Genomic DNA, 24,301 nt, shown 5'->3' with positions numbered 1-24,301 from the left:
TTGTTAAATTTGTTGGTTAGAGTTCTTGGTATATGGCTTTGACGCTTTCCAGCTTTTCCAACTCACTCATCATTTTTTCGATTTCCGTTTGTTCCCCTATCAGCTCCAGAATTATTATTCCTTCATCCTGGCTTTCACATTCTGAAGAAAACTCGTGAAGCCCGAGTCTGGTTTTGATATTGCAACCAAAACGAGTGAGTATTTCTTGAACCTTGACTGCGTTTTTGGGACGATTGCCTACTTTTATAAGTAAGATTTTAGTCATCGCTGTCCTCCCCTTTACACTTTGACAGAGTTTACTTAAAGCATTATATACCAACTTGGGATTGCGCTTAAAGAGTGTGGAACGATTTAGGTGTATTGTTTTTTTGTGGGCACCCTGATTCCTCAGCGAGAAAAAAAGCCATTACCTTCTTGCTTTTCGGAAAAGCATAACTGAGGTAGCGAAAGAGCTCGGGGTTACCAGGCAGACCGTCTGGGAATGGAAGAGCAAAAATCCTTACTTCGTTGCTGAATTTAACCAGAGGAAGGAGGAGTTCTTCTCTGCCCAGGGTGAAAAATTGCTCAACCTGATCTGGAAAGCCCTGGACGTGGTTAAGGAAGTACTCAAAAAGTGAGGACGAAAACCCACGCTTACACGCCGCTCTTGTCCTTTTGAAGAGTCTGGAAATTGTCCACGAACCAGGGCCCACAACGCCGGAAGAGGTTGAGAAAGCAATGCTCAGAGGAGAGGCAAGGGAAAGAAGCTAGAAAAGGATGGAGGAAGTTCTAAGAAAGTTTTGAGGGAGGTCCACTCTGACTTTTGTAGTTTTTGCAAGACCGAAAAAGGGGACTAAGATAGCAAAACGGCAAACTGAGAAGAAGTAATAGCAAAAACTTGCCCTCTCTTTAACCTCAGAAAGTAAGAGAAAAAATCCTGAAAGCTTTTGCCCAGTAACTTCGGTTGTTAGAAGCATTATTGGGCTTTCCTAAAAGATGTCCTTAATCTAAATTTCTTGAAACCTGAGTAATATTACTCAGGCTTCAAGAAATTATGCTTCTTTGCACGTTTCTAAGGTTGCGCTTTTTCTCACTCGTTTTGAGATGAAGCTTCTGGACTAGCGATATTTGCCATAGGTGTGTCCGGAGGAATAACGTCAATGTGAGTATTCACCGTGCTATTGAGCAAAGAGAGGGGTGTACCGTCAATCTTCTTGTACTCAAGCTTGTATTGAGTTATCCTTACTCCAACTTTGTTTAGGGGCGTAAAGGTAAATTTTACCAATCCAACATCTGAATTAGAAGATGAAGAAGAATTAGAAGATGAAGAAGAATTAGAAGATGAAGAAGAATTAGAAGATGAACAAATATTTTCTGCCTTTCCTACTGACTTGCTTATTGTAGTTACGTTACCATTAATATCTGTGACTAGAGCAATTCCCAAGACAGGAACTTCGGGATTCATACTAACAGTATTAGACATAAACGGAGGCGACGTATCTATGCCTGCGGGCTCACCATTTATATAGAATTCTACCTTTCTTATTAAGCCTACATCACTTTTAGCATCCAAGTAACAGGCAATATTTACATTTGATTCAGCATCGCTGGAAAAACAGGATGCACAGCTACCTTCAGAAGAACAATAAAATTCTAGCGATAAATTAGATAACATATTTTCAAGCACGTTAAATCTGAATTCTCCTCCTTGATAACTTACTGTGTGAGTTGCAAAATCTATGCCACTGAAGGTAATGCTTACAAGCACTGCAGGGATACCGTTCGACTTCAAATAAGCTTCTACATCGGGGGGTAAAAGGTCAATTTTTACTGAGACGTTGTTTTTGCTATTTTCTGAACTGCCTGAAGTGCTATTTTCGCTTGAGTTTGAATCAATAGGTTCAGCGACTATCATTATTTTAGCTCTAGGAAACATAGGGTTATCCGAAAACCAACCACATCCGGAGACAAGGAAGGCCAGTAGTGATAAGGTAAAAAGAAAAAACACAATCCATTTCATCTTATTTCCTCCTAACTCCCTCTTTTTGGGCTTTTTACATTTACCATCTATACAATCAACCAACATGCTTGCAGCTTCTTTTAAGAGTAACATTCCACTGTGAAAAACTGTCAATATAACCCAATTTTAGTATAAATTTTCATTTTTGATATAAATTTTTGATATAAAACGCACCAGCTCGGTACTGTCAATTTCCAGTGTTGAAAATTAATCTGAATTGATAGGGGTTATCTCTCCTGGTTATTGCTTTTCTTTTCGTTTCCAAACTCAAAAGGTAAGTAGTCATTACATAGTCCATATGCTCTTCATCGTTGAGTCCAGGAAAACGCCTCAAAAAAGTTCTCAAGTGTTTGAAGAAGTTTTCTCCCAGGTTGGTAGTTCGCACTCTCTGCTTCCAGGAATAGGGAAGACTCAAATAGGCAAAGAGCTTTTTCCTTTCTTTCCTGCAACACTTCACTCACTGCCACCTGTTGCAGAAAAGTTCCAGCTTCCTTGGTGCTTCCTGGAAACTCTCCTCTTCAAAAATCTGCCAGTAACTCTTTCTGAGGCTTCTTCTTTTTGGGTAACCTTTCCCCTGAAGCATTCTCTCCAGATTTCTCCCAAGATCCAGAGACGTACCTCTCTCTTTGCTTCAGGATATACTGTATCCAGAGCTTCCCATATTCCCCAGGCCTCGTCAGCCACTACCAGCTCCACTTCCTGTAGTCCTCTCTGGTAGATGCGGTTCAGGAGTTTCTCCCAGGAGGAACTACTCTCAGAAGGAGCAACACTCCAGTCCAGGACTTCAAAACTGCCATCCAGCCTCACTCCCAGAGCGACCAGTAATACTTCCTTCTTTTTCTGCTTACGCTCTTTAAACCATGTACCATCAAGGACCAGAGCTCTGTATGCTCTGGAATGGAGTGGTTTTCTCTGTCTTACTCTGAGTTCCTGAACCTTCTCCTCCATCACCTTTCCCAAAGTGGAAGCACAGCCTGTTCCAAGACCTAAGCCTTCCAACCATACCTGCAGGGAGCGGAGACTCATTCCCCGAGCAAAGGAGAAAAGAAGCTGTTCGGCAAGCTTCCAGAACTTGCACTCATACCTGGTAAAGAGTGGGATTTCACCTTCAGGACCTCTCACCCGAGGAATCTTTACCCCATAGAATGGTTCCCCAGGAAGTTTCCAGAAACTTTCTGGTTCGATACCCATAACGGTAAAGTTTTGAGGATGCACAGTGCTCATACTTCCCTCTTCCCACTACTTCACTCCGCAGGGTTTCCAGGAGTTCTTCAAGGGTGTATTTCAAAAACTTGAGCACTTCATCTTTAACTCTTTCTTGGGCTTGTGCTAAAAGTTGACTTAGAGTAATATTTTGATTGCTTAGTATTTCCATAGGGGTATCTCCTCCTTTCCCTTTAGTTTCTCTCTTACTACCAGGAGATACCCCTATCTCTTTTTGGAGTCAATAATTTCAACATAAAGTTGTACAGTATCCACCTTAAGGCGTTCAAAAAGGCTGTTAACGTATTTGCGCAAAGTGGCCTGATTAAGCCCTTCCTGGTCCAGAAACTTCACAAACGGGGTTAAGTATTCCTTATACCATTTCAGCGTTGAGCTTTTCTTCCCTTCTACCCTACCGCTTAGAAGAAAATCCTCAAGGTAAAGGTTCCACAATGTTTCTTTTTTGGCTTTCAAGTTGTTCGCCAGACTCGCCAAAAAGCAGAAAAAATGACAAATGTTACAAAAGCTGGAAGGGGCTTCCCACAGGCATTCGAGAGGTTGGAGCGGGAAACGGGACTCGAACCCGCGACACCCAGCTTGGAAGGCTGGCGCTCTACCACCTGAGCTATTCCCGCTCACTTTAGACAGACTTATTATAAGTCGTGTTCCCTTTTTCGTCAATTATCATTATAGAGTGAATTTACGAAGAGTTTTGTAGTCTGGAATGATTTGGATTTTTTCCAAGATTTGGTTTAAGATAAAACGTGAGGAAGACTTAAGATTCAGGGGGTGTTTCAATGTCTTTCGTTCTCGTTACTGGTGGTAATGGCTTGTTAGGTTCCTGGGTAACTTATTACCTTGCTGAAGGCGGCAAAAGTGTTATTTCTTTTGATCTTCGGGAAAAGTATTTTGATTATCTTCGGGAGGTTGGAGATAATATCGTTTTTGTGAAAGGCAATGTGCTTGAGTGGTCGAGCATTTTACCCGTTTTTTTGAAGTGGGGAAACGAGATCGAGGGGATTATTCACACTCCAGCAGTTATGGCTACTCCCCAGTACTGGAATAATCCTTATCCCAGTACAATCGTTAATGTTATAGGCACGCTTAATCTGCTGGAGTTTGCTCGCCTGTATAAAGTACCCAAGTTTCTTTTTGTTAGCTCAGGAGCAGTCTATGGAGAGACCAAAGATAACCCTGGAGAGTTAACTCATCCCCCTTCTCCCTCCGATCTTTACGGCGCTAGTAAAGCAGGTGCTGAATTTTTAACTCTTCAGTATGGTAACCACTATGGCATTGATGCACGAGTAGTTAGACCTTATTTCTTCTTTGGCCCCGGGCTTTTGCCTTCAGAGATGACTCCTCTTTTTAGGAATTTGCTCGGTTCTTTGGAAGGTCTGGACGATCTTTATCTTGAAAAAGGAAGAGATCAGCGCTTAGGATTCACTTATGTAAAAGATACCGCCTGGGGCACTTTCCTGGCTTATCAGAAACCGCAGGTAAACCACCGAATTTTCAATGTTGCTACCGATGAAGTTACCAGCTTTCCCGATCTTGCTCGTTTGGCTCAAAAATACAGCGACCAGCCACGGGAAACCCGCATTGGCCCTGGAAAGATGTTTCCACGGGGAGAAACCTTAGATATAACCCTGGCAAAAAAAGAACTGGGTTTTGAGCCTCGCTATACCATGGAAAAGGCAATGGCTGAATACGCAGAGTGGGTCAAAAGGAATTTAAAAAAGAATTAGTTTTTGCTTGTATGTAGTTTGTGGGCAGTTTCAAGTGATTAAGGTGTTTTATCAAGGAGCATCATTTCCGTCCTGGGGACTTTTGGAAAGCATCGGATTCAAAGAAAAAAGTTATAGGGAAAGCAAAATAGCTTTTTGACAGCTTAAAACTAACCCTGGTGAGCCGTGCAGGAGTCGAACCTGCGACACCCGGATTAAAAGTCCGGTGCTCTACCAGCTGAGCTAACGGCCCACCTTCAAAACAAAAGATATTTTAACGATTCCTCTCTACACTGTCAACGTTTTGAAGTACGCTTTGCAAAATTTTAGCGAAACAGGAAGCTACGAGCAATTTTTCTCGATAGTGGTTCTTTAAGCTTCAGAGCTCCTGCGGGGCACATTTCCTGACAACAAAAGCACCGTAAGCAGTTTTTTAGATTGAATTCCGGTAGTCCCTGTTTCATTGTGATTGCTTTGGGACGAGCAGGACAGACTGAATAACATACTCCACACTGTTTACATCGAGTTGGCACCAGGGATGGATAGTCCAGCATGAATCCCCTCAGAGCTTTGATGGATTGAAGCCGTGACCTCTTTGTTTTTTTGACTTCGAAGTTTTTAATCTTAACCTCTTCCAGGTTGCTGCCCACGATTTCTATATTTTCCTCTCTAAAAACTCCAAGACCCAGTTCCTCTCCCTTCTCGCAAGTTGGGACTATTGAAGGGTCCACATTCACCACCCTGCACATGGTTGCATCCAGAGCAACTGGATCAGTACTCATGGCAAGAAGGTTAAGGGCCTTTGCTTTTCCGTTACGAGGGCCGTTTCCTTCCATGGCCATGATTGCATCTATTATGTAAAGAGAAGGATGGAGCAGGAGGTTGAGGTCGATAAGCATGGTTGCAAAAGTTTCAACATCTGGAAAGCGAAAGTGAAATTCGCCTTTGCGCAGTCCAGGAACACAGCCTAACTGGTTTTTGACTGCTCCTGTTATTACAGTAAGCCCATGAGTTTTCCATTTGGCAAGACTTACTATTGTCTCATATTCAGTTATTCCTTTTGCAATTTGAAAGCGCTTTACTTGCTTCCCTTCGGGGAAACTTATTTCTTTTGCATTCACAAAATCTTCCAAAGGAACTCCCAATTGCCTGGCTGGAGTTTCATAACCAGCCTTTCGGGCTACTGCTTCCGGTTTGCCAAAACCGGGTGAGTCTCCGTAACCCACTTTGAACCCTTTGGACAGCAAAATTTCCGCCATAGCAGCGAAGACCGCAGGGTGGGTTGTTACGTGCTTTTCAGGAGCTTCACCAGCAAGGAGATTGGGTTTAAGTAGTATTTTCCTTTTTGGTCCAAAGAGCTTTTCAGTTCCTCCCAAAAGATCGATTCCTTCGTTGAGACTTTTTTTGACTTCGTCTATTTGGTAAGTGGTACATTTTATCAATGCCACTTTGGATTTTGTCAACATTGTCTCTTCGAACCTTCTTTTTTTGTTTGAGTATTTAGGTTAATATACTGCAAAGTTTCTTCGTTGAAAAGTTCGGATCTGGGAGGTGAAACAAACTATGCATATAAGGACTCGTTCCCTGGTCTTCGGAGGCATTTTAATTGCGATTTCTATCGTACTTACCCGTTTTGCCAGTATCAGAGTAAATTTTGGAGCTGTAGAGGGAATCAGAATAGGTTTTGGTACTTTCCCTATTATCTTTGCTGGTTTTTGCTTTGGTCCTTTGATAGGAGCTCTGGTTGGTGCTTTTTCGGATATTCTGGGCTATATTCTTAGTCCTGGGGGCCCTTATATGCCTCATTTTACGCTTTCTTCTGCGCTTTATGGAATGATCCCGGGGTTCTTTGCAATGGCATCTTATCTTTCTGAGCGTTCGCGAATCCTGGGAGGCATTTTGGTTTCTCAACTGTTTGTAGGTCTTCTGCTCACACCTTTCTTTTTAACTACTTTATTTGGTATTCCCTGGAAGTTTTTGATTATACCGAGGTTGGTGAGCACACCAGTGCAAATTATCGCTTATTTTTATATTTTTCAAGTGTTGAGGAGAAGTAGTTTTGCTAATGAATTGCTTTTCCGCGAATGTGCACGTTGAGGTGGGTGGGGTCACCCACCCTTTTTTCAACCCCCTTCGAAGATGGGCTTTTCTTCTTGATAATACCAATCAGTGGGATTGGTTATATACTGGATGGTATTAAAAATCAAGTTATAATGTCGATACTCTTCCGAAGCCAGGAAGTCAAGAAATTGCTTAACTTGCTCGTCGCTTTGCTCTCCTATTTGTTCTGAATAAAACTGATGAGACTTGGATTCCAGGTCTAAAGCGGTTTTTAGAATATCCAGTTCTTCGGCCTCGTGTTTAATCAATTCTTGGGATTTTTTTTGAGCCTCAGTAAAAATGTTTTCAAAATATTCGCGAGAAGATCTTTTTAATCCTTGAATTTCTTTAGTAGCGAAAGGCTCGTTTTTGGTTATTCGCTCATACCCTTCTTTGATTCTTTCGATGTGGTCCAGTTCGTCGTCAGCAAGGTGGTTTAAGACCTCCTTGGCAAGCTGGTTTTTGACACGCCCTGCGCCTTCAAGATAAAAGTTACGTCCGTCTTCTTCCATCTTTAAAGCACGTTGTAGAAGTTCTTGAAGTTCCATGTCAATGCCTCCTTTGGTGTTTTAGATTAGAAACAAATTTTTTCTTGTATTATTCTATCCCAATTGGTAGAATATTTGAAAAACAAATGTTCCAGGAGGATGAAATGCAGGAACTGCCTCTCAGATGTAAGAGTTGCAAAGCGTTAATTTCCTTGGAGGATGTTACCGAAATTGGAATTTATAAAATTCCGGCTTATCGCGGCACAGCTTTCATAAGGTATATTTGTCCTTATTGCAGAGATTTTGGGGAAGCAACCTTTAGTTTGGAAAAGATGAATGATATTGCAAAAATGATAACTCGTAAACATGGAAAAGAACGGCCTCGGGGACAGATCACCATCGATGAGGTTATTGATTTCCACAAAGAGCTGGAAAAATTGAGAAATGCCGATTTTTTGAAAGAATCTTAGGGGATGTTGCCTGAATGATGAGTTCTATTAAGGAAGACCAGAAAAAGGCTTTTCAAGAGTTGCTTATGCCCCAGTTGGGGGCGCTTTACAGGACAGCCTTACGCATGACTCGTCGTAGGGAAGATGCTGAGGATCTGGTGCAAGAAACCATTATGAAGGCTTACGCTGCGTTTGACCGCTTTGAACCGGGCACCAACTTTCGAGCCTGGATCTTCAAGATTTTAACCAACACATTTATAAATGATTATTACCGGGTTCGGGATCGAGAAAAGCACTCTTCTCTGGAAGAAATGGCAGAGGATGTTAATTTTCAGCCTCAGTTCGAAGGGTTTACGCCTGAGGAAGTGCTTTTAAACACCCTAACCAGAGAAGATGTGTTACGGGCCATTGAAAGTCTTCCACTCGAGTTTAGATCGGTAGTTATTCTCACCTTGGTTGAGGGGTTTTCATATAAAGAAACGGCTGAAATTCTCGATATCCCTATTGGCACAGTTATGTCGCGCTTACATCGTGGAAGGAAAATTTTACAGAAATTGCTTTGGGAATATTCGAATAAGAATAAGTCCACAAGGAGCAAGGTAGAGAATGAATTGTAAAGAAGCTGTGGAGAAACTCTATTTTTATCTCGATGGTGAAGTGCTTACCGAAGAAGAACGTAGAGCCCTGGAAGAACATCTGAATTTGTGCCGTGCTTGTTGTCAGCGTTATGAGTTTGAAAAGCTTCTCTGGAACCTGGTCCGTCAGAATGGCCAGCGAGAGAGTGTTCCTCAAACTCTCATTATGCGCATCGAAAATGTATTGGCGCGCTTTTAAGTCTTATGCCTGAGATGAATCGGATATCTATAGGGAAACTGGCTAAAGAGCTGGTTCAAAGTTATAGGAGTACAGAACGTATTACCAATATAGAAAAAAGACAGTTTCCTTCTCGGAGTCAGGTTATTAAAATTACTGAAGAATTGCGAGAATTGCTTTTCCCCGGTTATTTAGGAAGAACTGATTTGTGCTGGAATAACGTTGAGTACTTTGTCGGTAACAAGCTGGACCGTCTATTTACATTACTGAGTGAAGAAATTGCCAAAGCTTTTGGTAGTTTATCGGTAGGGGAAGCGGAAGAAGAATTCCATTCTTTTTTGTGCAGCTGCCGTGAGAGAGCTTGCAGAGAAACAGAACTTTTTTTCTCCAAACTTCCCAAAATTAGGGAGATGCTTGAAGACGATGTTCAGGCGGCTTATGATGGTGATCCGGCAGCAAAAAGTATTGAGGAGATTATTTTCAGTTATCCTTGTGTACTGGCTATTTCCGTCTATCGTATGGCTCACGAGCTCTTCTTGCAGGAAATACCGCTGATTCCCCGCATGATGACGGAATACGCCCATGCCCTGACTGGTATAGATATCCATCCTGGTGCCAGAATTGGGAGAAGCTTCTTTATCGACCATGGAACTGGCGTGGTCATTGGGGAAACCTGCGAAATTGGAGATAATGTGAAAATATATCAGGGAGTTACCCTGGGTGCTCTCTCTTTCCCCAAGGATGAGCGAGGCAAAATAATTAGGGGGACTAAGAGACACCCCACTATTGAAAGCGGCGTTACCATTTATGCTGGAGCAACCATTCTTGGTGGTAATACAGTGATTGGTAAAAATAGTGTTGTGGGCGGTAACGTCTGGCTTACGCATTCCATACCTCCCAACACTAAAGTCATCATAGAAGAACCACGCCTTAGAATAGTGGAAAACAAATCCTCCTGATGAGCTGGCGTTTTCATCTGCTTTTCTTTTGTTTCTGGTTATCCTTGGGGGTTTTGTATGGAGTTTATTCCGATAATTATTCTATCAGGGCGTTATTTTTATTTGTTTTCCCTCTTTCTTGGTTTTTGGTAGCTTTTTCCTTTGCTTTGAAGGCTTTTATGCTGGCAAGAGCTCGAACGAAGAACTTTTCTCGGGCTTTGTTTTATGCTCTGGTGGCATTTTTGAATTATCCCTATTTTTACTGGTATTTGCGCTTAACACTGCCCTTGAGTGAGGAAGAAAAAAAGAAGGTGCTTCAAGAATTTTCAAAGCTGACCGGGTTAAGCCTTCCAAGTTCAAGTTTTTGTCCTTTTTGTAAGCTGGAAATTACGGATGCCCTCAAAGTATCATCCGATGGGAAAAACGTTGTTCCTAAACAACGACCTCTGCTTTGCCCCAAGTGTGGTTTACGCATAGATGCGTGTCGCTATTGTCTTTTCTTTGAAAAAGACACTTCACAGTTTAGCCTGGAAGTGCCTTCCGGCAGATGCACTGTGATTAAAAAAGCTCAACCGGTTGAAGAACTCTGCCATACAAGCGTTGCAAAACGACTTAAAGACATGGGCTGGCAGACCCTCTACGCTGGTATTCGCATCAATGACCCCTTTTCCCCACCTGAAAACTGTCGTAGCTTTGTCTTTGATCCTGCAAAAATGCTATCTGACAGGATAAATTGGATGGGGAAAGAACGTCTCCTGCTTATTCAAATAGAGATGAGTCTTTATTCCCAAGTTTCTTCTTCGGGATCGGGCTGAGCAGCAGAAAGGGCAAAATCAAAACCCAGAATATTACTTAGTTCTCTGTTTACTTCTTTTAAGAAGGTAACTAATTCATCCTGAGCTTTAAAATAGTTCATAAGTATTACATTTTTGAATATTGCTTCGCGAATGGCTTCTACCTCCATGAAATCCTTTTCTTGCAAATCTCTTTCAGAGGCAATTTCACTGAGTTCTCTCTGCTTTTCATTCCAGCGCTGTAGAAGTTCCAGGGCTTCCTGATTGTTGGTCAAGTTAGAACGGCTTTGTTGAAAAGTCTGGAAGAAGCTTGTTGCTATAAGTTTCTCGGCGAAATCTTGAAGTGATGATTTAATTTCTTCGCTAAGCATCAAATTTTTCACACGGTTTTCCTCCTTATTAGGGGTTATTCACTATGATAAAGCTTTTGCTTTAAAAAAGCAAAGTTTTGTTTTCTTATAATTTCTTTAAAAGAGCAAGGTAAGCTTTTATTTTGATTTCGATATCAGGATAGGTGGCTATTTTCGTGAGAAAAATCGAGGAAGCAGGTTCCTCTATTTTTTCAAGAAGCTGAATGATTTCTATAAGGACTGCTGGAGAAGGATCGCAGCGAAGAACTTCTTCAACAAGAGGAAAAACATCTGTTTTTAACGGCCAAAGAAGCGGTATGAGGTATAATTTGGCTTTTGTTTCGCCTTCTTTAAGGATTTTGCGTAGTATATGATAGTTATCCCGCAGCTCAAGGCGAGTAAAGAAGATTTGGAAATTTTCGGGGGGAACCTTCCCTTCTTGAAGCTTCTTAAGTACTATCAATTTTACTTTTTCTCTTGAAAAAAAACGAAGTAAAGCTAAAGGTTCCCAGTTGTTTTCTTGGAGAGTCCGCCATAGCACTGGTGAAGGAAAAACGTACGAGCACCTGGTGAGTAGGTCAAGAAATCTTTCCATCTTTCCCTCGAGCAATGCCTTGTTTAATAGATAATTGATGCCTTTTTCAGTTTGAGCGCATATTTCGATCATTTCCAAATCTTTGGAATTAAAACTCAAATTGGTGTTGGCTGGTTCACCGTCTAAGGCTATGAGAATGGCTTGAGCCAGCTTATAAATGCTGGTTGCAGTCCTTTCTTGGGTCATTTTCGCTACTGTAAGCGCTTCTTTGGGGTAGTGCTTGAAAAGCACCTTTAACGAAAGAGCTTGTATTTCAGGATTCGGATCATTTAGGGGTAGCGCAACGCAGCGAAAGGTTTTAAAGGGGTTTTCCAGCAAAGTTTCGAGGGCCAACTTCCGCAATTTCTCCGAGGAAGAATTCAGGAAGGAGCACAGATAAGGGAGTATTCTATCATCAAAACTTTTCAAAGGATTCTGTTCGGGAGGCAAGTCGGCTTCGTTCAGAAAAGAAATAAAATCCGGTACGGCTTGTTGGATTTGCCACTTGAATAACGCTTTAAATGCTTCCAGTCTTAAAAGTGTTTCTTCAGATGGTGGTGTTTGCCCCTTTGACACCGAAATAAGAAAGGGTATCCAATCATCAGTATTTGCGAGATGCTGGATTATGGACTTTTTAAGAAATAAACTGTTTGAATTTTGAAAGAGCTGGATTAGTGAAGCGCCCAGTACACCGGGTTCTTCAATTTCTGAAAGTTTTTTGAGCGCTTTGTATTTGAGCTCGTCGGGAAAACAGCTTTCATTCCGCAGAATGTTGTAAAGGTCGTGCCTAAGTTCTGCTTCAGGTACGAATTTTTCGCTTGCCTCGATAAGCAAACTTTTATATCGATCTCCTTCTCTCCAGAGACTTAGCAATTCTTTTTGAATTTCGTTCTTGGACAGAGCTTCTGTTTTGATAGTTGAAAAGAGTATTATTATCGAAAACACTATAATCGGAATTAAAAGCTGTATTTGCCTTTCCTTCGGAGCTTTCGTAATCCTTATTTTGTTTATAGCTCGATGGTTTCGGGGTAGCATTGGAAGCACTTTTATCGCTGACACCCACAGGAGCGACGAATGAGAATTTCTGGTTTTAGCACCACTTCTCGCCGTTCTTTGATTTTTTCCCCTTTTATACGTTGCAGGAGAAATTCGCAGGCCAGGCTACCCATGGTATAGGCTGGCTGTTTAGCAGCGGTTAGGAAGGGAAACAGAGAAGACGCAAACTCAAAATCATCGAAGGTTACCAGGGCTAAATCTTCGGGTATCCGAATACCCAGCTCTCGTGCAGCTTTAATAACCCCAATTGCTATAAAGTTATTGCCTGCAAAGATACCTTCAATTTTTGGACCTTTCTTTTTGAGAAACTCCATAGTTGCTTGGTACCCGAAATCTTCCTTGTAGGTACCGATAACCGTGTAATTCTCGGGAATTTTTATGCTGGATTCGTAGAGGGCCTTTTGATATCCCTGTATGCGTTCTCTACTGGTGGAAAGAGTGAGTGGTCCGGAAAGAATAGCTATTTTTTTAATGTTATGAGTATCAATTAAATGTTTGGTGAGCTGGTACGCGCCTTCTTCGTTATCTCCAGTTACACAATCCAGATTTGGTTTGTTTACCCTACGGTCCACGAGTACCAGGGGGACGTTTTTTTTGCGGAAGAGCGAAAATGTTTTTCCATCACTGCAGCTTGCAATGAGAATTCCATCCACCCTTCTTTGGAGCATCAATTCCAGATACGCTTTCTCTTTTTTGATATCCTCGTCAGTGTTGCAGAAAATCACGTTGAATCCGTTTTGAGAAGCCTTATCTTCAACCCCTCGAGCAAGCGTTGTAAAGAAAGGGTTAGTAATGTCTGAAACAATAAGGGCAATGGTGTCAGTTCTTTGTTTTTTGAGGCTTCGAGCAAGGTAATTGGGTGAGTAGTTGAGTTCCTTGGCTATCTGGAGTACTTTCTGACGAGTTGACTCTTTCAGCCCCGGTTTATTATTGAGAACTCTTGATACTGTGGCCGGCGAAACGCCAGCCTTCTTCGCTATATCATATATGTTGGTCATTGGAATTTATGATCATACCGATAAAGGATAACGTCCTTTATCTTTTAGTAACCCGATCAGTTTATCATAAATTACAGGATCTACGTTGCTGGCTACTGAGTGGTCCGAGGCAGGCATATACCCGCCACCTTTTGCCGCCTGAAGTTTGTACAGAACCTCTTTTTCTACTTCTTCCCAATTGCCTTCTCCAAGAAGACGGGTGTCTATACCTCCAAAAAATGAAATGCGATCTCCATACCGCTTTTTTAGCATGACTGGGTCCATGCCAGCCTTCGCTTCAAGTGGGTTGTACACATCTACTCCAGCTTCAATTAAATCTTCAAATATTTCGAGGCTCCTGCCACATCCATGGTATATAGTGATAAGGCCCTTACTGTGTATAAAGTCACAGAGGCGCTTGACGCAGGGGAAAAATATTTCCCTCCATAGCTTAGGAGAGAAAAACATACCCTTATCGTAAGCAACATCGCCCCAAATTACCATTCCCGTAAGGGGAGCCAATTCAATTTCCCGTTCGGCAATACCCAGCATAAAATCGGTTACTTTTTGGGCAAAGGCCTTTATTTTTTCCGGATGCATAGCAAGGTCTAACAATAATCCTTCAGTTCCCCTAATTCTCCACATGGTCTCATAAGGTTCGCAGATGGAGCCGAAAAGGCAGAACTTGTCTTTGTTGCGCTCAATGTCCTCCGCAAAACTGGGAAGCGTACCAAAACTGTCGCCACAGTTTATAATATCGCAGCGTTTTTCAAAGTATCTTCTATCGTCGCGAGGATCATCAAAGGTAAAATTCAGTAATTCTTCAGCGCTTTTTACCGAAAAGTCCAGGAACATGGGCATGGGAGCATCAAACATTTTCTTTACAGTGCAACCAAACCCGCTTTTGAAAACTACATAATCTGGTGTTTTTTCGAGAATTACACAACTTTCGACTTTTGGGTCCATGTTGGGCGAAATCACTTTTACATCGAGGTCGTAATATTCATAAATATCAGTTTCTTCGGGTAAGTTAAATGCTTTTTTCCAGTTGGAAAGAAAACCGCTCCAGTAAAAGTCAGTTAATGGTACTCTATCTGGTTCTTCATGGTCTCGCAAGGCGGTGAGCACTCTCTTTATTTTTTGCTCGGCTTTTGACATGTTTTATTGACCTCCTTTTGTTTGCTGGGCTACTGTTTGACGGCTCCAAAGGTTAGCCCTCTGATGATATAGCGGTTGGCAAATATGGTAACAAGTAAGGGGGGAATCATGATGACCAGAGAACTGGCTGCTATATCCCAGTATTGTGGCCCCCTCAGAGTTGTTAAGCCGGCCATCTGAAGTGGTAAGGTTTTGGCATTTTCGAAAGTCAGGGTTAATGCAATTAAGAATTCATTCCACGAAAAAATAAAGGAAAACAAGAAAGAAACTGCTATACCTGGTATGGCAAGAGGCATTAGGATAGTAAAAAGTGCTTTCCAGCGTGAACAGCCATCAACCAGGGCGGCTTCTTCGAGTTCTTTGGGTAAATCAGAAAAGAATTCTTTTACAATCCAGGTTACTATAGGTAGGTTCATGACACTGTATACAATTATTAAACTCAGTACATTGTCAAGCAATTGCAATACATTAAAAAGTATGAAGAAAGGCATAGCTAAAGCTACAGGAGGGAACATTCTTTGCGACAAAATAAAAAAGCAATATCTTCGTTTTTCCATCTTCTGTATTGAAATCTGGTTAGAGCGTAACCAGCCATTACTCCTAAAACTAAGGTTATCAAGGAGCTGCAAAGAGCTACTATTAAGCTGTTTTTTAGGTAAAGCCCATCTTCTCCCAGGATTTTCATTACCTGGTATTTTGCTTCGCCAGGAGCTGTTTTACCGAAAAGGTGAAGCCATCCCAGAAGGCTGGGCTTAAAGTCGATAAAAGGAAAAAATTTGGGTATCATGGTGTAAACCGTTCCGTGTTCTTTTAAAAGAAGTTATAAAATTGTAGTAGATTGGAAACAGGGCAAAAATTAACCACACAAGAAGGACTGTATAGATCAGGACCTTGCTTGTTTTACTTCTTAGTTTAAAAAATGTTCCCGCCATTATCGCATCGCTCCTGTTTTTCTCATAAACTTCATAAAATAAGTGAACATTATGATGATTATTATCAGCTGAAACCAGGACATGGCTGTGCCGTAACCCAGGTTGAAAGCTCTAAAACCCTTCAAGTAGATATAAAAATTGAGAGTTTCTGTTGCTGTTCCCGGTCCTCCTCCAGTGAGTATGTATACAGTGTCAAAAACTTTGAAAGCATCAATGGTTCTCAAAAGGATGACAGTAATTATAATGGGCAAAGCCGTAGGGAGAGTGATTTCAAAAAAAACTCGGGCATGAGAGGCACCATCAACTACTGCAGCTTCTAACAGTTCTTCAGGGATAGATTCAAACGCTGCCAGTATTGTGAATATCATAAAGGGAGTCCATTGCCATACGTCTACCATGACCAGAGACCAAAAAGCTGTATCCCCCTTCCCCAACCATTCTATAGGGGCTATCCCCAACCAGCCTAAAAAATAATTTAATGGTCCCCTTTTATAATCAAGGATCATCTTCCAGGCGTAAGAAATTGCTACTGGAGAAAGAAGCATGGGAAGCATATAGGCTACTCGGAGAAAGTTTTTACCAGCAATTTCTCTCTGTAGCAAGTTGGCAATTATGATACCGAGTACCAACTCAATACAGATAACTGTACCAACATAGGCAAAAGATAACTTGAAAGCATGGATAAAGCGAGGGTCATTAAACATATCAATAAAATTCTTAAAAGCAATAAACTTGAGGTGCTGGGTAGCGGGGTTCCATTTGCTTAGGGACATGTAAATGGAGAATATCAAGGGAAAGATGGCTAATGCAAGCACAAAAATTACTATGGGAAGTATTAAAGTATATTTCATTCTTCGATCAGCTCGAGAGAGAGAAATCATTTTTGCTCATCCTTTCTCCCCGCCTTCCTTAAAGCAAAAGGAAGGCGGGGAAAGAATCCCACTTTAAATCTCTTATTCTAATCCGAGATGCTGCTTGTAGAACTTGATTTGCTCTTCTCTTCCTAAGCGGTCTGTAATTGCTTCCCATTCTTCAGCACACATGTTCATAGCTTCTTCTGCCGTATTTTCTCCAGAAAGTACAGTAGTTAAGTACAACTCATATACGTCCATATATTCTGCAGAACCAGGAATACGCATGTCGATTACTGCATTGGGGTGTTCAGTAACAGCAAGAGTATTCGCGATATACTCGCGGGCTTCTTCTTCCGTCCATCCTGCTTCTACCCAAGGTTCGAGGTTGGTTACGTGCGACTTTCTCCAGGGTTGGTAGCCACTGAAAGGATTAGCTACGTCCTTGGCACTTATTTCTGGACTGATCATGTATTTAATGAAATCCCAGCAAAGGTCTGGGTAGTCGGTGGTGGAAGTTATAAAGAAAGACCAACCATTGAAGCAATGCACTGGTGCATAATTGACTTCTTCGGTTTTCACCCATTGCTGAGTTTGCCAATCCCAGTATTCGTTACTACCGGGAGGCAAAGCATAACCAATCTTGCCTTTTACCAGCGACTGCTTGTCGTGAGAATTAGGCCCTATGTCACCCCAGTCGATTGCCATGGCTGCATGACCCAGGATCATTTCATTGATCACGTCTCCTCTTACCCAGTCCAGACCAGGTCCGCAACCCCGCTGACCCATTTCTACAAACTTTTCGATACCTTTAATCCATCCTGGGCTGTTAACTAAAGGCTTCATATCAGGGGTGAAATAAAGAATACCCTGTGCTGGTGCTTTATCTCGTGGCACTACTGCATAGGGAGCTACCCAGGGTAAGGAATAAAAGTAGGTTTGGGCTCCTCTTTTGGTGCTTCTTACAAACCCGTATTCTACTTCTCCGTCATTGTCCCAGTCCCATCCGTTGAAGAATTCGGCCACATCAATAAGTTCATCAAGGGTTTGAGGGGGGACATTGTAGTAGTAACCATATTTTTCCTTGAATTGTTCGCGATAGTCAGGATTGTTTAAGATGTCTTTTCTGTAAAAGAGATACATATTGTCGTTATCACAAATCAGCCCGTAAGTTTTACCACCAAACATGTTTTTGAGCTTGATTCCGTCAGGCACATCTTCTTCATATTGCACTTCTGGATCTTTAAGATAATCATCCAGAGAAATCACATATCCCCATCCTACTAAATCAGCCATCCAGATATTACCTGCAAGTAGTATATCGAAAGCCTTGCTTCTTGTAGCCGCAGCTTGTTGCATTTTGGGAAATAAATCAGCAAAAGCAACTTCTATTACTTCTACTCGATTTCCCGTCATTTTGCCCCATTCTTCTCCATGCACTTTCACTGGACCACTTACCCAGGGGCCTGTCATGGCCAGAACTTTTATAGTTTTTCCCTCGGCCCAGGCAAGGCTGCTGATTCCAACAACCAACAAAGCCGTAATACTTAACACTATTAGCTACTTTCTCACTGAACATCTCCTCCTTTTTAGTAATGGCAAAGTTTTGTTGGAACCAAAAGGCATGCTTGTCTTGTTAGGCTCTGCACCTCCCTTCCAAGAAATTTTTGCAATTGATTACTTAAATCCAAGAATAAGCATAGAAAATGGAAAAGCTTTTGTCAACCCACTTATTTGTCTTTTTCTATCATATAGCAGGTATTCCAACGTTTTGTTTTCTATCTTATTTTTGCAAACGGTTTCTATATTGGTTTTAAATTTTTCTTTTTAAAGAACGAGTTTTTTCTTTTACGCCGGGTATTTTCAGCTGGCGAAATTTTGCATCGCGGAGTTTTGAGTAACTTGCTTGGTGAGAAATTAAACGGTTTTTTTATCAGTGTTTACACGGAAAAAAAGAGGGATTACAGTCCCTCTTTTTTTCCGTGCTTAAAGGTTATTCAGGTTCTCCAGGCCAGGACCCTTCTACGCCTTCTACTGCCCACTCGATGGTAAGAAGTTCTTCCAGGGACAATCTTTCTCCTTCTCTTACCCGGAGATTACCTTTGCGATCATAAATGGGGCCGTTGAAAGGACTGAAGACATATTCAGGATCAGACATAGCTTTCTCAAGAAGCTCAACCAGCTCTAAGGCATTTACTTCTCCATACATGGGGTCGTTTACTACAAAGTTTTTAAGCCTTTCCTCAAAAACTGGATTCACAGGTACTCCGAAATCAGCTCCCAGTTCTACTGCTTTTTCTCTGAGTAGCCACCAGTAGTCGACATTTTCCAGATTTTTATTGTTGTAATATCCGGCGTAGATTTTGGCAAAGAAGTCAAAATATATGGCTTCCCAATGGACCAACTGTCCGGAAACCACCGACTCTTTTGCGAAGTTCAACATAGGGGAATAATGCCCGAAACTTGGTAGGCCATGTTCCTGGGCTACCTGCACTACGGTAGGAGAATCTTCGGTAAAAGCTAAGACGTCCACGCCTTCGGCAATAAGAGATTCGGCAGCTTCCTTGGCACCAGTTGGATCATACCAGGCGCTCTGAAGCCAGCGCACAAAAACTTTTGCATCAGGGTTAACCCGTCTTGCGCCCAGGGTAAAAGCATTGATGTGGCGCTTAAGTTCTGGTATGGGGAAAGTGGCTACATACCCGATTTTGTTGGATTTGGTAAGTGCTCCAGCCATAATTCCATTCAAGTAATAAATCTGATGAAAATCAGCCATATAGGTAGCCATGTTAGGTGCTCGCTTGAAACCTGAGCAATGGAAGAATATTCTATCCGGGTACCTTAAAGCTGCATTGAGTGTTCCGTCCATGAACCCAAAGCTGGTGGTAACCACTACATCAACCTTTTCTTGGTTGATAACTCGGTCGATTACCCCTTCTACTTCACCTTCGGGTACATTTTCAACATAAATTGTTTCTAACCAGGGGTATGCTTCGTCGACAATTTGACGCGCCTGTTCGTGAGCGTAACTCCACCCGTAATCACCAATGGGTCCTACATAGATGAAAGCAGCTTTGATTTTTTCCTGGGCTGATGCTACGCCAAGAATGGCGAAACCCAATATCAGAACTAAACACAAAGAAACAAGCTTTTTACTGTACAACCTTCCCAAATTAACCACCTCCTAAAATTATTATAAGAAACAGCGTCTTTTATGACTCGCCCCGCTTGTAAGGCTTGCCAAGCGAAGCGGGAGCGCCAATTTTTTTATGCAAGGCTAATCTGGAAAACAAAAGGAGGGCAATGATTGGGAAGAGATACGGCAAGGAGTTCAGAAGTTCAGCTGCTACCCAGGGCTGAAGTCTGAACGATAGGTGGTACAGAGCTCCGAACAGATATCCTCCAATCATGCCATAAAGTGGATTCCAGAAAGCAAAAATAGTTAGAGCTACTGCCAACCATCCCATACCAGCAGTCATTCCGTATGCCCAGGAAGGTCTGTATACGATGGATAGATAAGCACCAGCGAGGCCCGCCATAACGCCTCCTATGAAGACGCAAATGTAACGTACTTTCCACACATTGACTCCCATCACGTCCGCCGCAGCAGGATTTTCGCCGACAGACCTTACCAAGTTGCCCCATCTGGTATGGGAAAGCAGAAACCAAAGGATGACTGATAGTGCTATGGCAAGGTGAACGATAACACTTTGCCCTTCAAACAGTATTTTCCCAAGCAGAGGAATCCTGTTCAGGTAGGGAATATGCACCCTGGCCAGACTGTCTTGTAGAGTTTTTCCTTCGAAATGTCTTCCTAAAACACCGGTTAACCCAAGTCCAAACATAGTTAAAGCCAGCCCCGAGACTACCTGATTTGCCCTCAAGGTAACGCTCAAAAAAGCATGTATTAGTGAGGCACCACCACCCACAAGCATTCCCACCACTATACCGAACCAGGGATTGGCGGATAAGTAGGTGGTTACAAAAGCTGCAAATGCACCCAGAATCATCATTCCTTCCACTCCAAGGTTGAGGACACCGGAGCGCTCTGCATAGATTTCACCCAGAGTAGCGATAACCAGGGGCGTTCCGTAAAGCAATGAGCGTACCAAAACACTTTCTATCCAGGAGAGCGTGTCCAAGGTTACATTCCTACCTCCCCGTTTTTGGTTAGTTTTAATCCATACCGCATAAATCTTTCTCCAGCAATGAGGAAGAAAATAATCAGTCCGTTAAAAACGTGTACCATTTGAAATGGTATTCCTAATGAAACTTTGAGAGCATCACCGCCAGACATTAATGCTCCGAAGAGAAAAGCAGAAAGCGGTACTGCCAGGGGGTTGGCCCTGGCTAACCAGGCCACGATTATGGCAGTATAACCGTAACCAAGAGAAATGTGTGAAGGGTGACGCAGGAGGTGATGAATGCCACTAACCTCTCCCGCTCCAGCTACGCCACTGAGGCCTCCCGAAAGGAACATCACCCACAAAGTGACCATTTCCTGCTTGATGCCTACTAGCTTAGCAGTTTGGGGATTTTGACCACTTACTCGAAGGCGAAAACCAAAGGTTGTATAACGGAGTATGATGTAACAAGCAAGAGCTATTAGAAAGCCCAGTACCAGGGTCAAGATAGGAATACGTGTACCGCTTATAGTACTCAGCCAGGCCTCTTTTGGAAACATATCAGTATACGCAAACCCTCTCGCGCTTTTTCCTTTCCAGGGTCCATGAATAAGGTAGAGTACAATGTTGGAGGCCACATAATTGAGCATCAAAGTTACTATGGTTTCATTGACCGAAAATTTGGCTTTGAAGTAACCAGGGAGTAAAGCCCACATTCCTCCAGCGAGGAAACCCAGGAGGAACATTGCAGGAATTATCAATGTGGGAGGTAAACCAGAAAAAAGAGCTACCCAAGTAGCAGCGCATGCTCCAAGAAGGATTTGGCCTTCCGCTCCAATGTTCCAGGTTGAAGCTTGAAAGGCTAATGTTAAACCTGAACCAACTATTAAAAGAGGTATGGTTCTGGTTAAAGTTTCTGAAAGGGCATACCAGCTCCCGAAGGCTCCTTTGAACAGCGTTTGATAGCCTTTTAGGGGATGGATTCCATAAGCAGCGAAAATTAAGCTAACCACTCCCAAAGCAGCAATCAGGGCTAAAGCCGATATACCGACAACACTGGTTGGCACGGGTTGTAGATGTTCTACCAGGGTTAACTTCTTTATTTTCAACGTGTTTCCTCCTTTACTCCACCCATCCAGAGGCCAACTTGAGCCAGATCTTCTTCACTCCATCCCTGTTGAGGTCTTTCCTTTTTGCCAATTATTTTTCCCCGAAAGAACACCAGAATGGTATCTGCAAGCAACATTACTTCGTCAAGGTCGCTTGAAACAAGCAAGACACCAGAGCCTCTCGAAGAGTTCTCAAGAAGCAGCTGGTGAATGAAAGCGGTTCCAGCGATATCCAACCCTACAGTTGGTTGAGCTGCTATAATTAAGCGGGGATGACGGGAAAGCTCTCTGGCTAGCACCACACGTTGTTTATTACCTCCTGAAAGCAACCCTACCGGTAGTTCAATGTTTTGAGGATTGATAGCGTATTCCTTAACAAGGCGCACAGCTTTTTCCTTCACCTTTTTCCAGTTTATCCAGGGACCTTTCGCGAAGGGACTACGGTGAAAACTTCGTAAAACCAGATTTTCACTAATATTCATCTGTTCTACAAGGGCTAACCTTCGGTCTTCGGGTATATAAGCTATTCCTTCTTGTAAAAGGTCTGCAGGTTGTATTTTTGTAAATTCTTTTCCATTTACTATTATTTTACCCTTTTTAGGATATCTTAGGCCAGATAGTATTTCCACCAGCTCTTTCTGGCCATTGCCGGATATCCCAGCTATACCAACAATTTCTCTGGCTCGTACTTGAAAAGACACTCCTTGTAGGGCAAGTATGTTTCTATCCCCAGTTGCCCACAGGTCCGATACTTCAAGCACGGTTTCTCCAAAATCCGACACCCGAGGTTTTTTAGCGGTCAACTCAATACTTTTACCTACTACAAGCTCTGCGAGTTCTCGCAATGTTACTTTGGTAGGTTCGAAAGAGCCAACCACCTTTCCTTTGCGAAGCACAGTTATGGTATCTGCAATTTCCACGGCTTCTTCGAGTTTGTGGGTTATGAATATACAGGTTTTCCCTTCTTTTTTCATTGAGCGCAAAGTCGAGAAAAGCCCCTCGATTTCTCTGGGAGTCAGCACTGAAGTAGGTTCATCGAGAATAAGGATTTTAGCACCTCGATAAAGAGCCTTGAGAATTTCTACTCGCTGTTGTTCGCCAAGAGAAAGTTGCCAGATTCTTGCTTGAGGGTCCACGGGGAGACGGAAAGCATTTGACATATTTTTTATTTCTTCTTCAAGCTTCCTGTTGGGAAGCGTAAAAGGAGTATGTTTCAAACCTAAGACGATGTTTTCAAGTACAGTGTGAGTTTCAACCAGTTTAAAGTGCTGGTGAACCATGCCTATTCCGAGTTCGATGGCTCGCCTGGGTGAGGTGATGTGTACTTCTTTGCCCTGGAGTAAAATGCTACCCTCATCGGGTTGATACAACCCGTAAAGGATGTTCATAAGGGTTGATTTGCCCGCTCCGTTTTCTCCAAGAATGACATGGATGCTACCCTGTTTAACGCCAAAAGTGATATGGTCGTTTGCTAAATTATTGGGTGGAAAGCGTTTGGTTACTCCCCTGAATTCAAGGACAAAGTTATTGGTGTGTTCTAAACTTGTTTTTATAACCATAGTCATAATTTTATCAGTATTTGGTGATTTTAAAAGTGCAGGACTTACCAAATGAATGGGATTTATCACCAATTAAAAAGAGGGGGCAGCGCTGCCCCCTCTTTTTAATTGGTGGCCCATAAAGTTCAGTGCTTCGCTCAGACTTAGAAGCTTTTCTCGGCTTGATCGAGGTTGTCTTTGGTTATAACTGCTGGTTCGATAAGCATGACTTTTTGAGCTGGCTTCTCGCCTTTTCTTAAGTAGTTAACCAGTATTTCAAAAGCTGTTGATGCCTGTTTGCCCGGGAATTGCTCAATGGTTGCATCGAGAATACCTTCTTCGATAAGCTTCAAAGCCTCAGGCAAAGCGTCGAAACCTACAGTTATGGTTTCTTTTACATCAATTTTGCCACTCGCATCCATAGCCTGAATGGCACCCAAAATCATTTCATCATTAGCACCAAACACTGCATCAATCTGAGGAGTACTCATTATGAAGTCCTCCATTACCTTCATACCATCATCACGCCGGAAATTAGCAGTCTGGCTTTTTACGGTTATCTGAGGATACTGGTCAATTATTTCGTGAAAACCTGCGCTCCGGTCAATGGCGGGACCTGCTCCTGGGGTACCAGTAAGTTCAATGACTACACCTTTTGGCTCCCCATACTTTTCCTTTAATTTTTCCACTATAAATTGAGCTGCCTTACGACCACCTTCTGTATTATCGGCACCAACATGGCAGAGAATCTCAACTGGAGCACCTTCCTTAATCCTTCTATCTACGGTGACAACTGGTATATTGGCTTTGTTTAATGCTTCAATAGCAGGAATGACTGCCTCGACTTCGATGGGTACCAGGAGCACTCCGTTTACACCTCGGATAATCATGTCCTCAATTATAGAGATTTGCTTGGAAACTTCGTTTTGAGCTTCCAAAGATATTACTTCAATATCACCGAGTTGTTGTGCTTTTTGTTTGACGGCGTCTTCTAAGAAAGCAAACCAGGCAAAAGAAAGGCTTGGGAAAGACAATCCGATAGTCAATTTTTGAGCAACTGCCACTCCTCCAAAAAGTACTGCCACTATCACCATTAAAAGAGCCACTCTGATTAACCATTTCAT

General features: G+C 42.4%; 29 protein-coding genes and 2 tRNA genes. 8 read left to right on the top strand and 23 right to left on the bottom strand.

Annotation, left to right across the window (positions count from 1 at the left end; translation table 11 throughout):
• Positions 1-16: 16 nt before the first annotated feature.
• Positions 17-265, bottom strand: coding sequence for a hypothetical protein (locus QBE54_RS05205; RefSeq protein WP_369019275.1), 249 nt, complete (start codon positions 263-265; stop codon positions 17-19).
• Positions 266-431: 166 nt separating this feature from the next.
• Between QBE54_RS05205 and QBE54_RS05200 the strand changes: the two genes are divergently transcribed.
• Positions 432-617: a phBC6A51 family helix-turn-helix protein gene (locus QBE54_RS05200; protein ID WP_369019397.1), complete on the top strand. Its 186-nt coding sequence runs from the start codon at positions 432-434 to the stop codon at positions 615-617.
• Positions 618-1,069: 452 nt separating this feature from the next.
• Here the strand turns inward: QBE54_RS05200 and QBE54_RS05195 are convergent, their stop codons facing one another.
• From QBE54_RS05195 to QBE54_RS05170, 6 genes are all read right to left on the bottom strand, one after another.
• Complete coding sequence (locus QBE54_RS05195; RefSeq protein ID WP_369019274.1) at positions 1,070-1,999, bottom strand: hypothetical protein; 930 nt, start codon at positions 1,997-1,999, stop codon at positions 1,070-1,072.
• A 187-nt stretch (positions 2,000-2,186) separates the two neighbouring features.
• Complete coding sequence (locus tag QBE54_RS05190) at positions 2,187-2,456, bottom strand: hypothetical protein (RefSeq protein ID WP_369019273.1); 270 nt, start codon at positions 2,454-2,456, stop codon at positions 2,187-2,189.
• Entirely contained in the window at positions 2,453-3,121 is a 669-nt protein-coding gene (locus QBE54_RS05185) for a transposase (protein ID WP_369019272.1), read from the bottom strand. Before QBE54_RS05185 ends, QBE54_RS05190 begins: the two co-directional genes overlap by 4 nt.
• The gene (locus tag QBE54_RS05180; protein ID WP_369019271.1) at positions 3,108-3,374 is read right to left on the bottom strand and encodes a hypothetical protein; all 267 of its coding nucleotides are present in this window, start codon (positions 3,372-3,374) and stop codon (positions 3,108-3,110) included. The genes QBE54_RS05185 and QBE54_RS05180 overlap by 14 nt, the downstream gene beginning before the upstream one ends.
• Before the next feature lie 53 nt (positions 3,375-3,427).
• Positions 3,428-3,697, bottom strand: coding sequence for a hypothetical protein (locus QBE54_RS05175; RefSeq protein ID WP_369019270.1), 270 nt, complete (start codon positions 3,695-3,697; stop codon positions 3,428-3,430).
• Between the two features lie 64 nt (positions 3,698-3,761).
• Positions 3,762-3,837 (bottom strand) — tRNA-Gly (locus tag QBE54_RS05170).
• A gap of 162 nt (positions 3,838-3,999) precedes the next feature.
• Between QBE54_RS05170 and QBE54_RS05165 the strand changes: the two genes are divergently transcribed.
• Complete coding sequence (locus tag QBE54_RS05165; RefSeq protein ID WP_369019269.1) at positions 4,000-4,947, top strand: NAD-dependent epimerase/dehydratase family protein; 948 nt, start codon at positions 4,000-4,002, stop codon at positions 4,945-4,947.
• Positions 4,948-5,103: 156 nt separating this feature from the next.
• On the opposite strand, the gene QBE54_RS05160 is transcribed toward QBE54_RS05165, so the two are convergent.
• Both QBE54_RS05160 and QBE54_RS05155 read right to left on the bottom strand, forming a co-directional pair.
• Positions 5,104-5,179: transfer RNA gene (locus QBE54_RS05160), tRNA-Lys, on the bottom strand.
• 73 nt (positions 5,180-5,252) lie between these two features.
• Positions 5,253-6,392: a DUF362 domain-containing protein gene (locus QBE54_RS05155; RefSeq protein ID WP_369019268.1), complete on the bottom strand. Its 1,140-nt coding sequence runs from the start codon at positions 6,390-6,392 to the stop codon at positions 5,253-5,255.
• Between the two features lie 97 nt (positions 6,393-6,489).
• On the opposite strand from QBE54_RS05155, the gene QBE54_RS05150 reads away from it, so the two are divergent.
• Positions 6,490-7,023, top strand: a complete 534-nt coding sequence (locus QBE54_RS05150) for a folate family ECF transporter S component (RefSeq protein WP_369019267.1) — start codon at positions 6,490-6,492, stop codon at positions 7,021-7,023.
• A 26-nt stretch (positions 7,024-7,049) separates the two neighbouring features.
• On the opposite strand, the gene QBE54_RS05145 is transcribed toward QBE54_RS05150, so the two are convergent.
• Positions 7,050-7,574 (bottom strand): ferritin family protein, encoded by a 525-nt coding sequence (locus QBE54_RS05145; protein WP_369019266.1) that lies wholly within the window; start codon positions 7,572-7,574, stop codon positions 7,050-7,052.
• Between the two features lie 104 nt (positions 7,575-7,678).
• Here QBE54_RS05145 and QBE54_RS05140 point away from each other — a divergent pair, with 104 nt between their 5' ends.
• From QBE54_RS05140 to QBE54_RS05120, 5 genes are all read left to right on the top strand, one after another.
• Positions 7,679-7,984: a hypothetical protein gene (locus QBE54_RS05140; protein ID WP_369019265.1), complete on the top strand. Its 306-nt coding sequence runs from the start codon at positions 7,679-7,681 to the stop codon at positions 7,982-7,984.
• Positions 7,985-7,998: 14 nt separating this feature from the next.
• Positions 7,999-8,580 (top strand): sigma-70 family RNA polymerase sigma factor, encoded by a 582-nt coding sequence (locus QBE54_RS05135; RefSeq protein WP_369019264.1) that lies wholly within the window; start codon positions 7,999-8,001, stop codon positions 8,578-8,580.
• Complete coding sequence (locus QBE54_RS05130) at positions 8,570-8,797, top strand: anti-sigma factor (RefSeq protein WP_369019263.1); 228 nt, start codon at positions 8,570-8,572, stop codon at positions 8,795-8,797. Before QBE54_RS05135 ends, QBE54_RS05130 begins: the two co-directional genes overlap by 11 nt.
• Before the next feature lie 14 nt (positions 8,798-8,811).
• A complete protein-coding gene (epsC, locus tag QBE54_RS05125) occupies positions 8,812-9,735 on the top strand; it encodes a serine O-acetyltransferase EpsC (protein WP_369019262.1) in 924 nt (307 codons plus the stop codon).
• 125 nt (positions 9,736-9,860) lie between these two features.
• Positions 9,861-10,529: a hypothetical protein gene (locus QBE54_RS05120; protein ID WP_369019261.1), complete on the top strand. Its 669-nt coding sequence runs from the start codon at positions 9,861-9,863 to the stop codon at positions 10,527-10,529.
• On the opposite strand, the gene QBE54_RS05115 is transcribed toward QBE54_RS05120, so the two are convergent.
• From QBE54_RS05115 to QBE54_RS05055, 13 genes are all read right to left on the bottom strand, one after another.
• Positions 10,496-10,891: a YlbF family regulator gene (locus tag QBE54_RS05115; protein ID WP_369019260.1), complete on the bottom strand. Its 396-nt coding sequence runs from the start codon at positions 10,889-10,891 to the stop codon at positions 10,496-10,498. The two genes, QBE54_RS05120 and QBE54_RS05115, sit on opposite strands and share 34 nt — an antisense overlap.
• 73 nt (positions 10,892-10,964) lie before the next feature.
• Positions 10,965-12,377, bottom strand: a complete 1,413-nt coding sequence (locus QBE54_RS05110) for a hypothetical protein (RefSeq protein WP_369019259.1) — start codon at positions 12,375-12,377, stop codon at positions 10,965-10,967.
• 101 nt (positions 12,378-12,478) lie between these two features.
• Complete coding sequence (locus tag QBE54_RS05105; RefSeq protein ID WP_369019258.1) at positions 12,479-13,486, bottom strand: LacI family DNA-binding transcriptional regulator; 1,008 nt, start codon at positions 13,484-13,486, stop codon at positions 12,479-12,481.
• Between the two features lie 12 nt (positions 13,487-13,498).
• Positions 13,499-14,623 carry a uroporphyrinogen decarboxylase family protein gene (locus QBE54_RS05100; RefSeq protein ID WP_369019257.1) on the bottom strand — a complete coding sequence of 375 codons (1,125 nt, stop codon included), beginning with the start codon at positions 14,621-14,623 and terminating at the stop codon, positions 13,499-13,501.
• Between the two features lie 29 nt (positions 14,624-14,652).
• A complete protein-coding gene (locus tag QBE54_RS05095) occupies positions 14,653-15,138 on the bottom strand; it encodes a carbohydrate ABC transporter permease (protein ID WP_369019256.1) in 486 nt (161 codons plus the stop codon).
• The gene (locus QBE54_RS05090) at positions 15,123-15,410 is read right to left on the bottom strand and encodes a hypothetical protein (protein WP_369019255.1); all 288 of its coding nucleotides are present in this window, start codon (positions 15,408-15,410) and stop codon (positions 15,123-15,125) included. Before QBE54_RS05090 ends, QBE54_RS05095 begins: the two co-directional genes overlap by 16 nt.
• Positions 15,411-15,554: 144 nt before the next feature.
• Entirely contained in the window at positions 15,555-16,406 is an 852-nt protein-coding gene (locus tag QBE54_RS05085; RefSeq protein ID WP_369019254.1) for a carbohydrate ABC transporter permease, read from the bottom strand.
• A gap of 102 nt (positions 16,407-16,508) precedes the next feature.
• Positions 16,509-17,960: an extracellular solute-binding protein gene (locus tag QBE54_RS05080; RefSeq protein WP_369019253.1), complete on the bottom strand. Its 1,452-nt coding sequence runs from the start codon at positions 17,958-17,960 to the stop codon at positions 16,509-16,511.
• A 439-nt stretch (positions 17,961-18,399) separates the two neighbouring features.
• The gene (locus QBE54_RS05075; RefSeq protein ID WP_369019396.1) at positions 18,400-19,569 is read right to left on the bottom strand and encodes a BMP family ABC transporter substrate-binding protein; all 1,170 of its coding nucleotides are present in this window, start codon (positions 19,567-19,569) and stop codon (positions 18,400-18,402) included.
• Positions 19,570-19,618: 49 nt separating this feature from the next.
• Entirely contained in the window at positions 19,619-20,548 is a 930-nt protein-coding gene (locus tag QBE54_RS05070; protein WP_369019252.1) for an ABC transporter permease, read from the bottom strand.
• 2 nt (positions 20,549-20,550) lie between these two features.
• The gene (locus tag QBE54_RS05065) at positions 20,551-21,639 is read right to left on the bottom strand and encodes an ABC transporter permease (RefSeq protein ID WP_369019251.1); all 1,089 of its coding nucleotides are present in this window, start codon (positions 21,637-21,639) and stop codon (positions 20,551-20,553) included.
• On the bottom strand, positions 21,636-23,267 hold the full coding sequence (locus tag QBE54_RS05060; RefSeq protein ID WP_369019250.1) for an ABC transporter ATP-binding protein: 1,632 nt from the start codon (positions 23,265-23,267) through the stop codon (positions 21,636-21,638). The genes QBE54_RS05065 and QBE54_RS05060 overlap by 4 nt, the downstream gene beginning before the upstream one ends.
• A 74-nt stretch (positions 23,268-23,341) precedes the next feature.
• Positions 23,342-24,301, bottom strand: a complete 960-nt coding sequence (locus QBE54_RS05055) for a substrate-binding domain-containing protein (protein WP_369019249.1) — start codon at positions 24,299-24,301, stop codon at positions 23,342-23,344.

The organism is Thermatribacter velox (assembly GCF_038396615.1).
GTDB classification, from domain to species: domain Bacteria; phylum Atribacterota; class Atribacteria; order Atribacterales; family Thermatribacteraceae; genus Thermatribacter; species Thermatribacter velox.
The sequence above is the reverse complement of the archived record's forward strand: the minus strand, read 5'-3'. Positions and strand labels throughout refer to the sequence as shown.

Bases quoted from the DNA above. Each gene is read 5' to 3' on its own strand.
- QBE54_RS05140 (WP_369019265.1), top strand. From the start codon at position 7,679: ATGCAGGAACTGCCTCTCAGATGTAAGAGTTGCAAAGCGTTAATTTCC.
- QBE54_RS05195 (WP_369019274.1), bottom strand. From the start codon at position 1,999: ATGAAATGGATTGTGTTTTTTCTTTTTACCTTATCACTACTGGCCTTC.
- epsC (WP_369019262.1), top strand. From the start codon at position 8,812: ATGAATCGGATATCTATAGGGAAACTGGCTAAAGAGCTGGTTCAAAGT.
- QBE54_RS05105 (WP_369019258.1), bottom strand. From the start codon at position 13,486: ATGACCAACATATATGATATAGCGAAGAAGGCTGGCGTTTCGCCGGCC.
- QBE54_RS05095 (WP_369019256.1), bottom strand. From the start codon at position 15,138: ATGTTCCCTCCTGTAGCTTTAGCTATGCCTTTCTTCATACTTTTTAAT.
- QBE54_RS05180 (WP_369019271.1), bottom strand. From the start codon at position 3,374: ATGGAAATACTAAGCAATCAAAATATTACTCTAAGTCAACTTTTAGCA.
- QBE54_RS05055 (WP_369019249.1), bottom strand. From the start codon at position 24,301: ATGAAATGGTTAATCAGAGTGGCTCTTTTAATGGTGATAGTGGCAGTA.
- QBE54_RS05130 (WP_369019263.1), top strand. From the start codon at position 8,570: ATGAATTGTAAAGAAGCTGTGGAGAAACTCTATTTTTATCTCGATGGT.
- QBE54_RS05100 (WP_369019257.1), bottom strand. From the start codon at position 14,623: ATGTCAAAAGCCGAGCAAAAAATAAAGAGAGTGCTCACCGCCTTGCGA.
- QBE54_RS05155 (WP_369019268.1), bottom strand. From the start codon at position 6,392: ATGTTGACAAAATCCAAAGTGGCATTGATAAAATGTACCACTTACCAA.
- QBE54_RS05145 (WP_369019266.1), bottom strand. From the start codon at position 7,574: ATGGAACTTCAAGAACTTCTACAACGTGCTTTAAAGATGGAAGAAGAC.
- QBE54_RS05135 (WP_369019264.1), top strand. From the start codon at position 7,999: ATGATGAGTTCTATTAAGGAAGACCAGAAAAAGGCTTTTCAAGAGTTG.
- QBE54_RS05205 (WP_369019275.1), bottom strand. From the start codon at position 265: ATGACTAAAATCTTACTTATAAAAGTAGGCAATCGTCCCAAAAACGCA.
- QBE54_RS05085 (WP_369019254.1), bottom strand. From the start codon at position 16,406: ATGAAATATACTTTAATACTTCCCATAGTAATTTTTGTGCTTGCATTA.
- QBE54_RS05150 (WP_369019267.1), top strand. From the start codon at position 6,490: ATGCATATAAGGACTCGTTCCCTGGTCTTCGGAGGCATTTTAATTGCG.
- QBE54_RS05165 (WP_369019269.1), top strand. From the start codon at position 4,000: ATGTCTTTCGTTCTCGTTACTGGTGGTAATGGCTTGTTAGGTTCCTGG.
- QBE54_RS05090 (WP_369019255.1), bottom strand. From the start codon at position 15,410: ATGATACCCAAATTTTTTCCTTTTATCGACTTTAAGCCCAGCCTTCTG.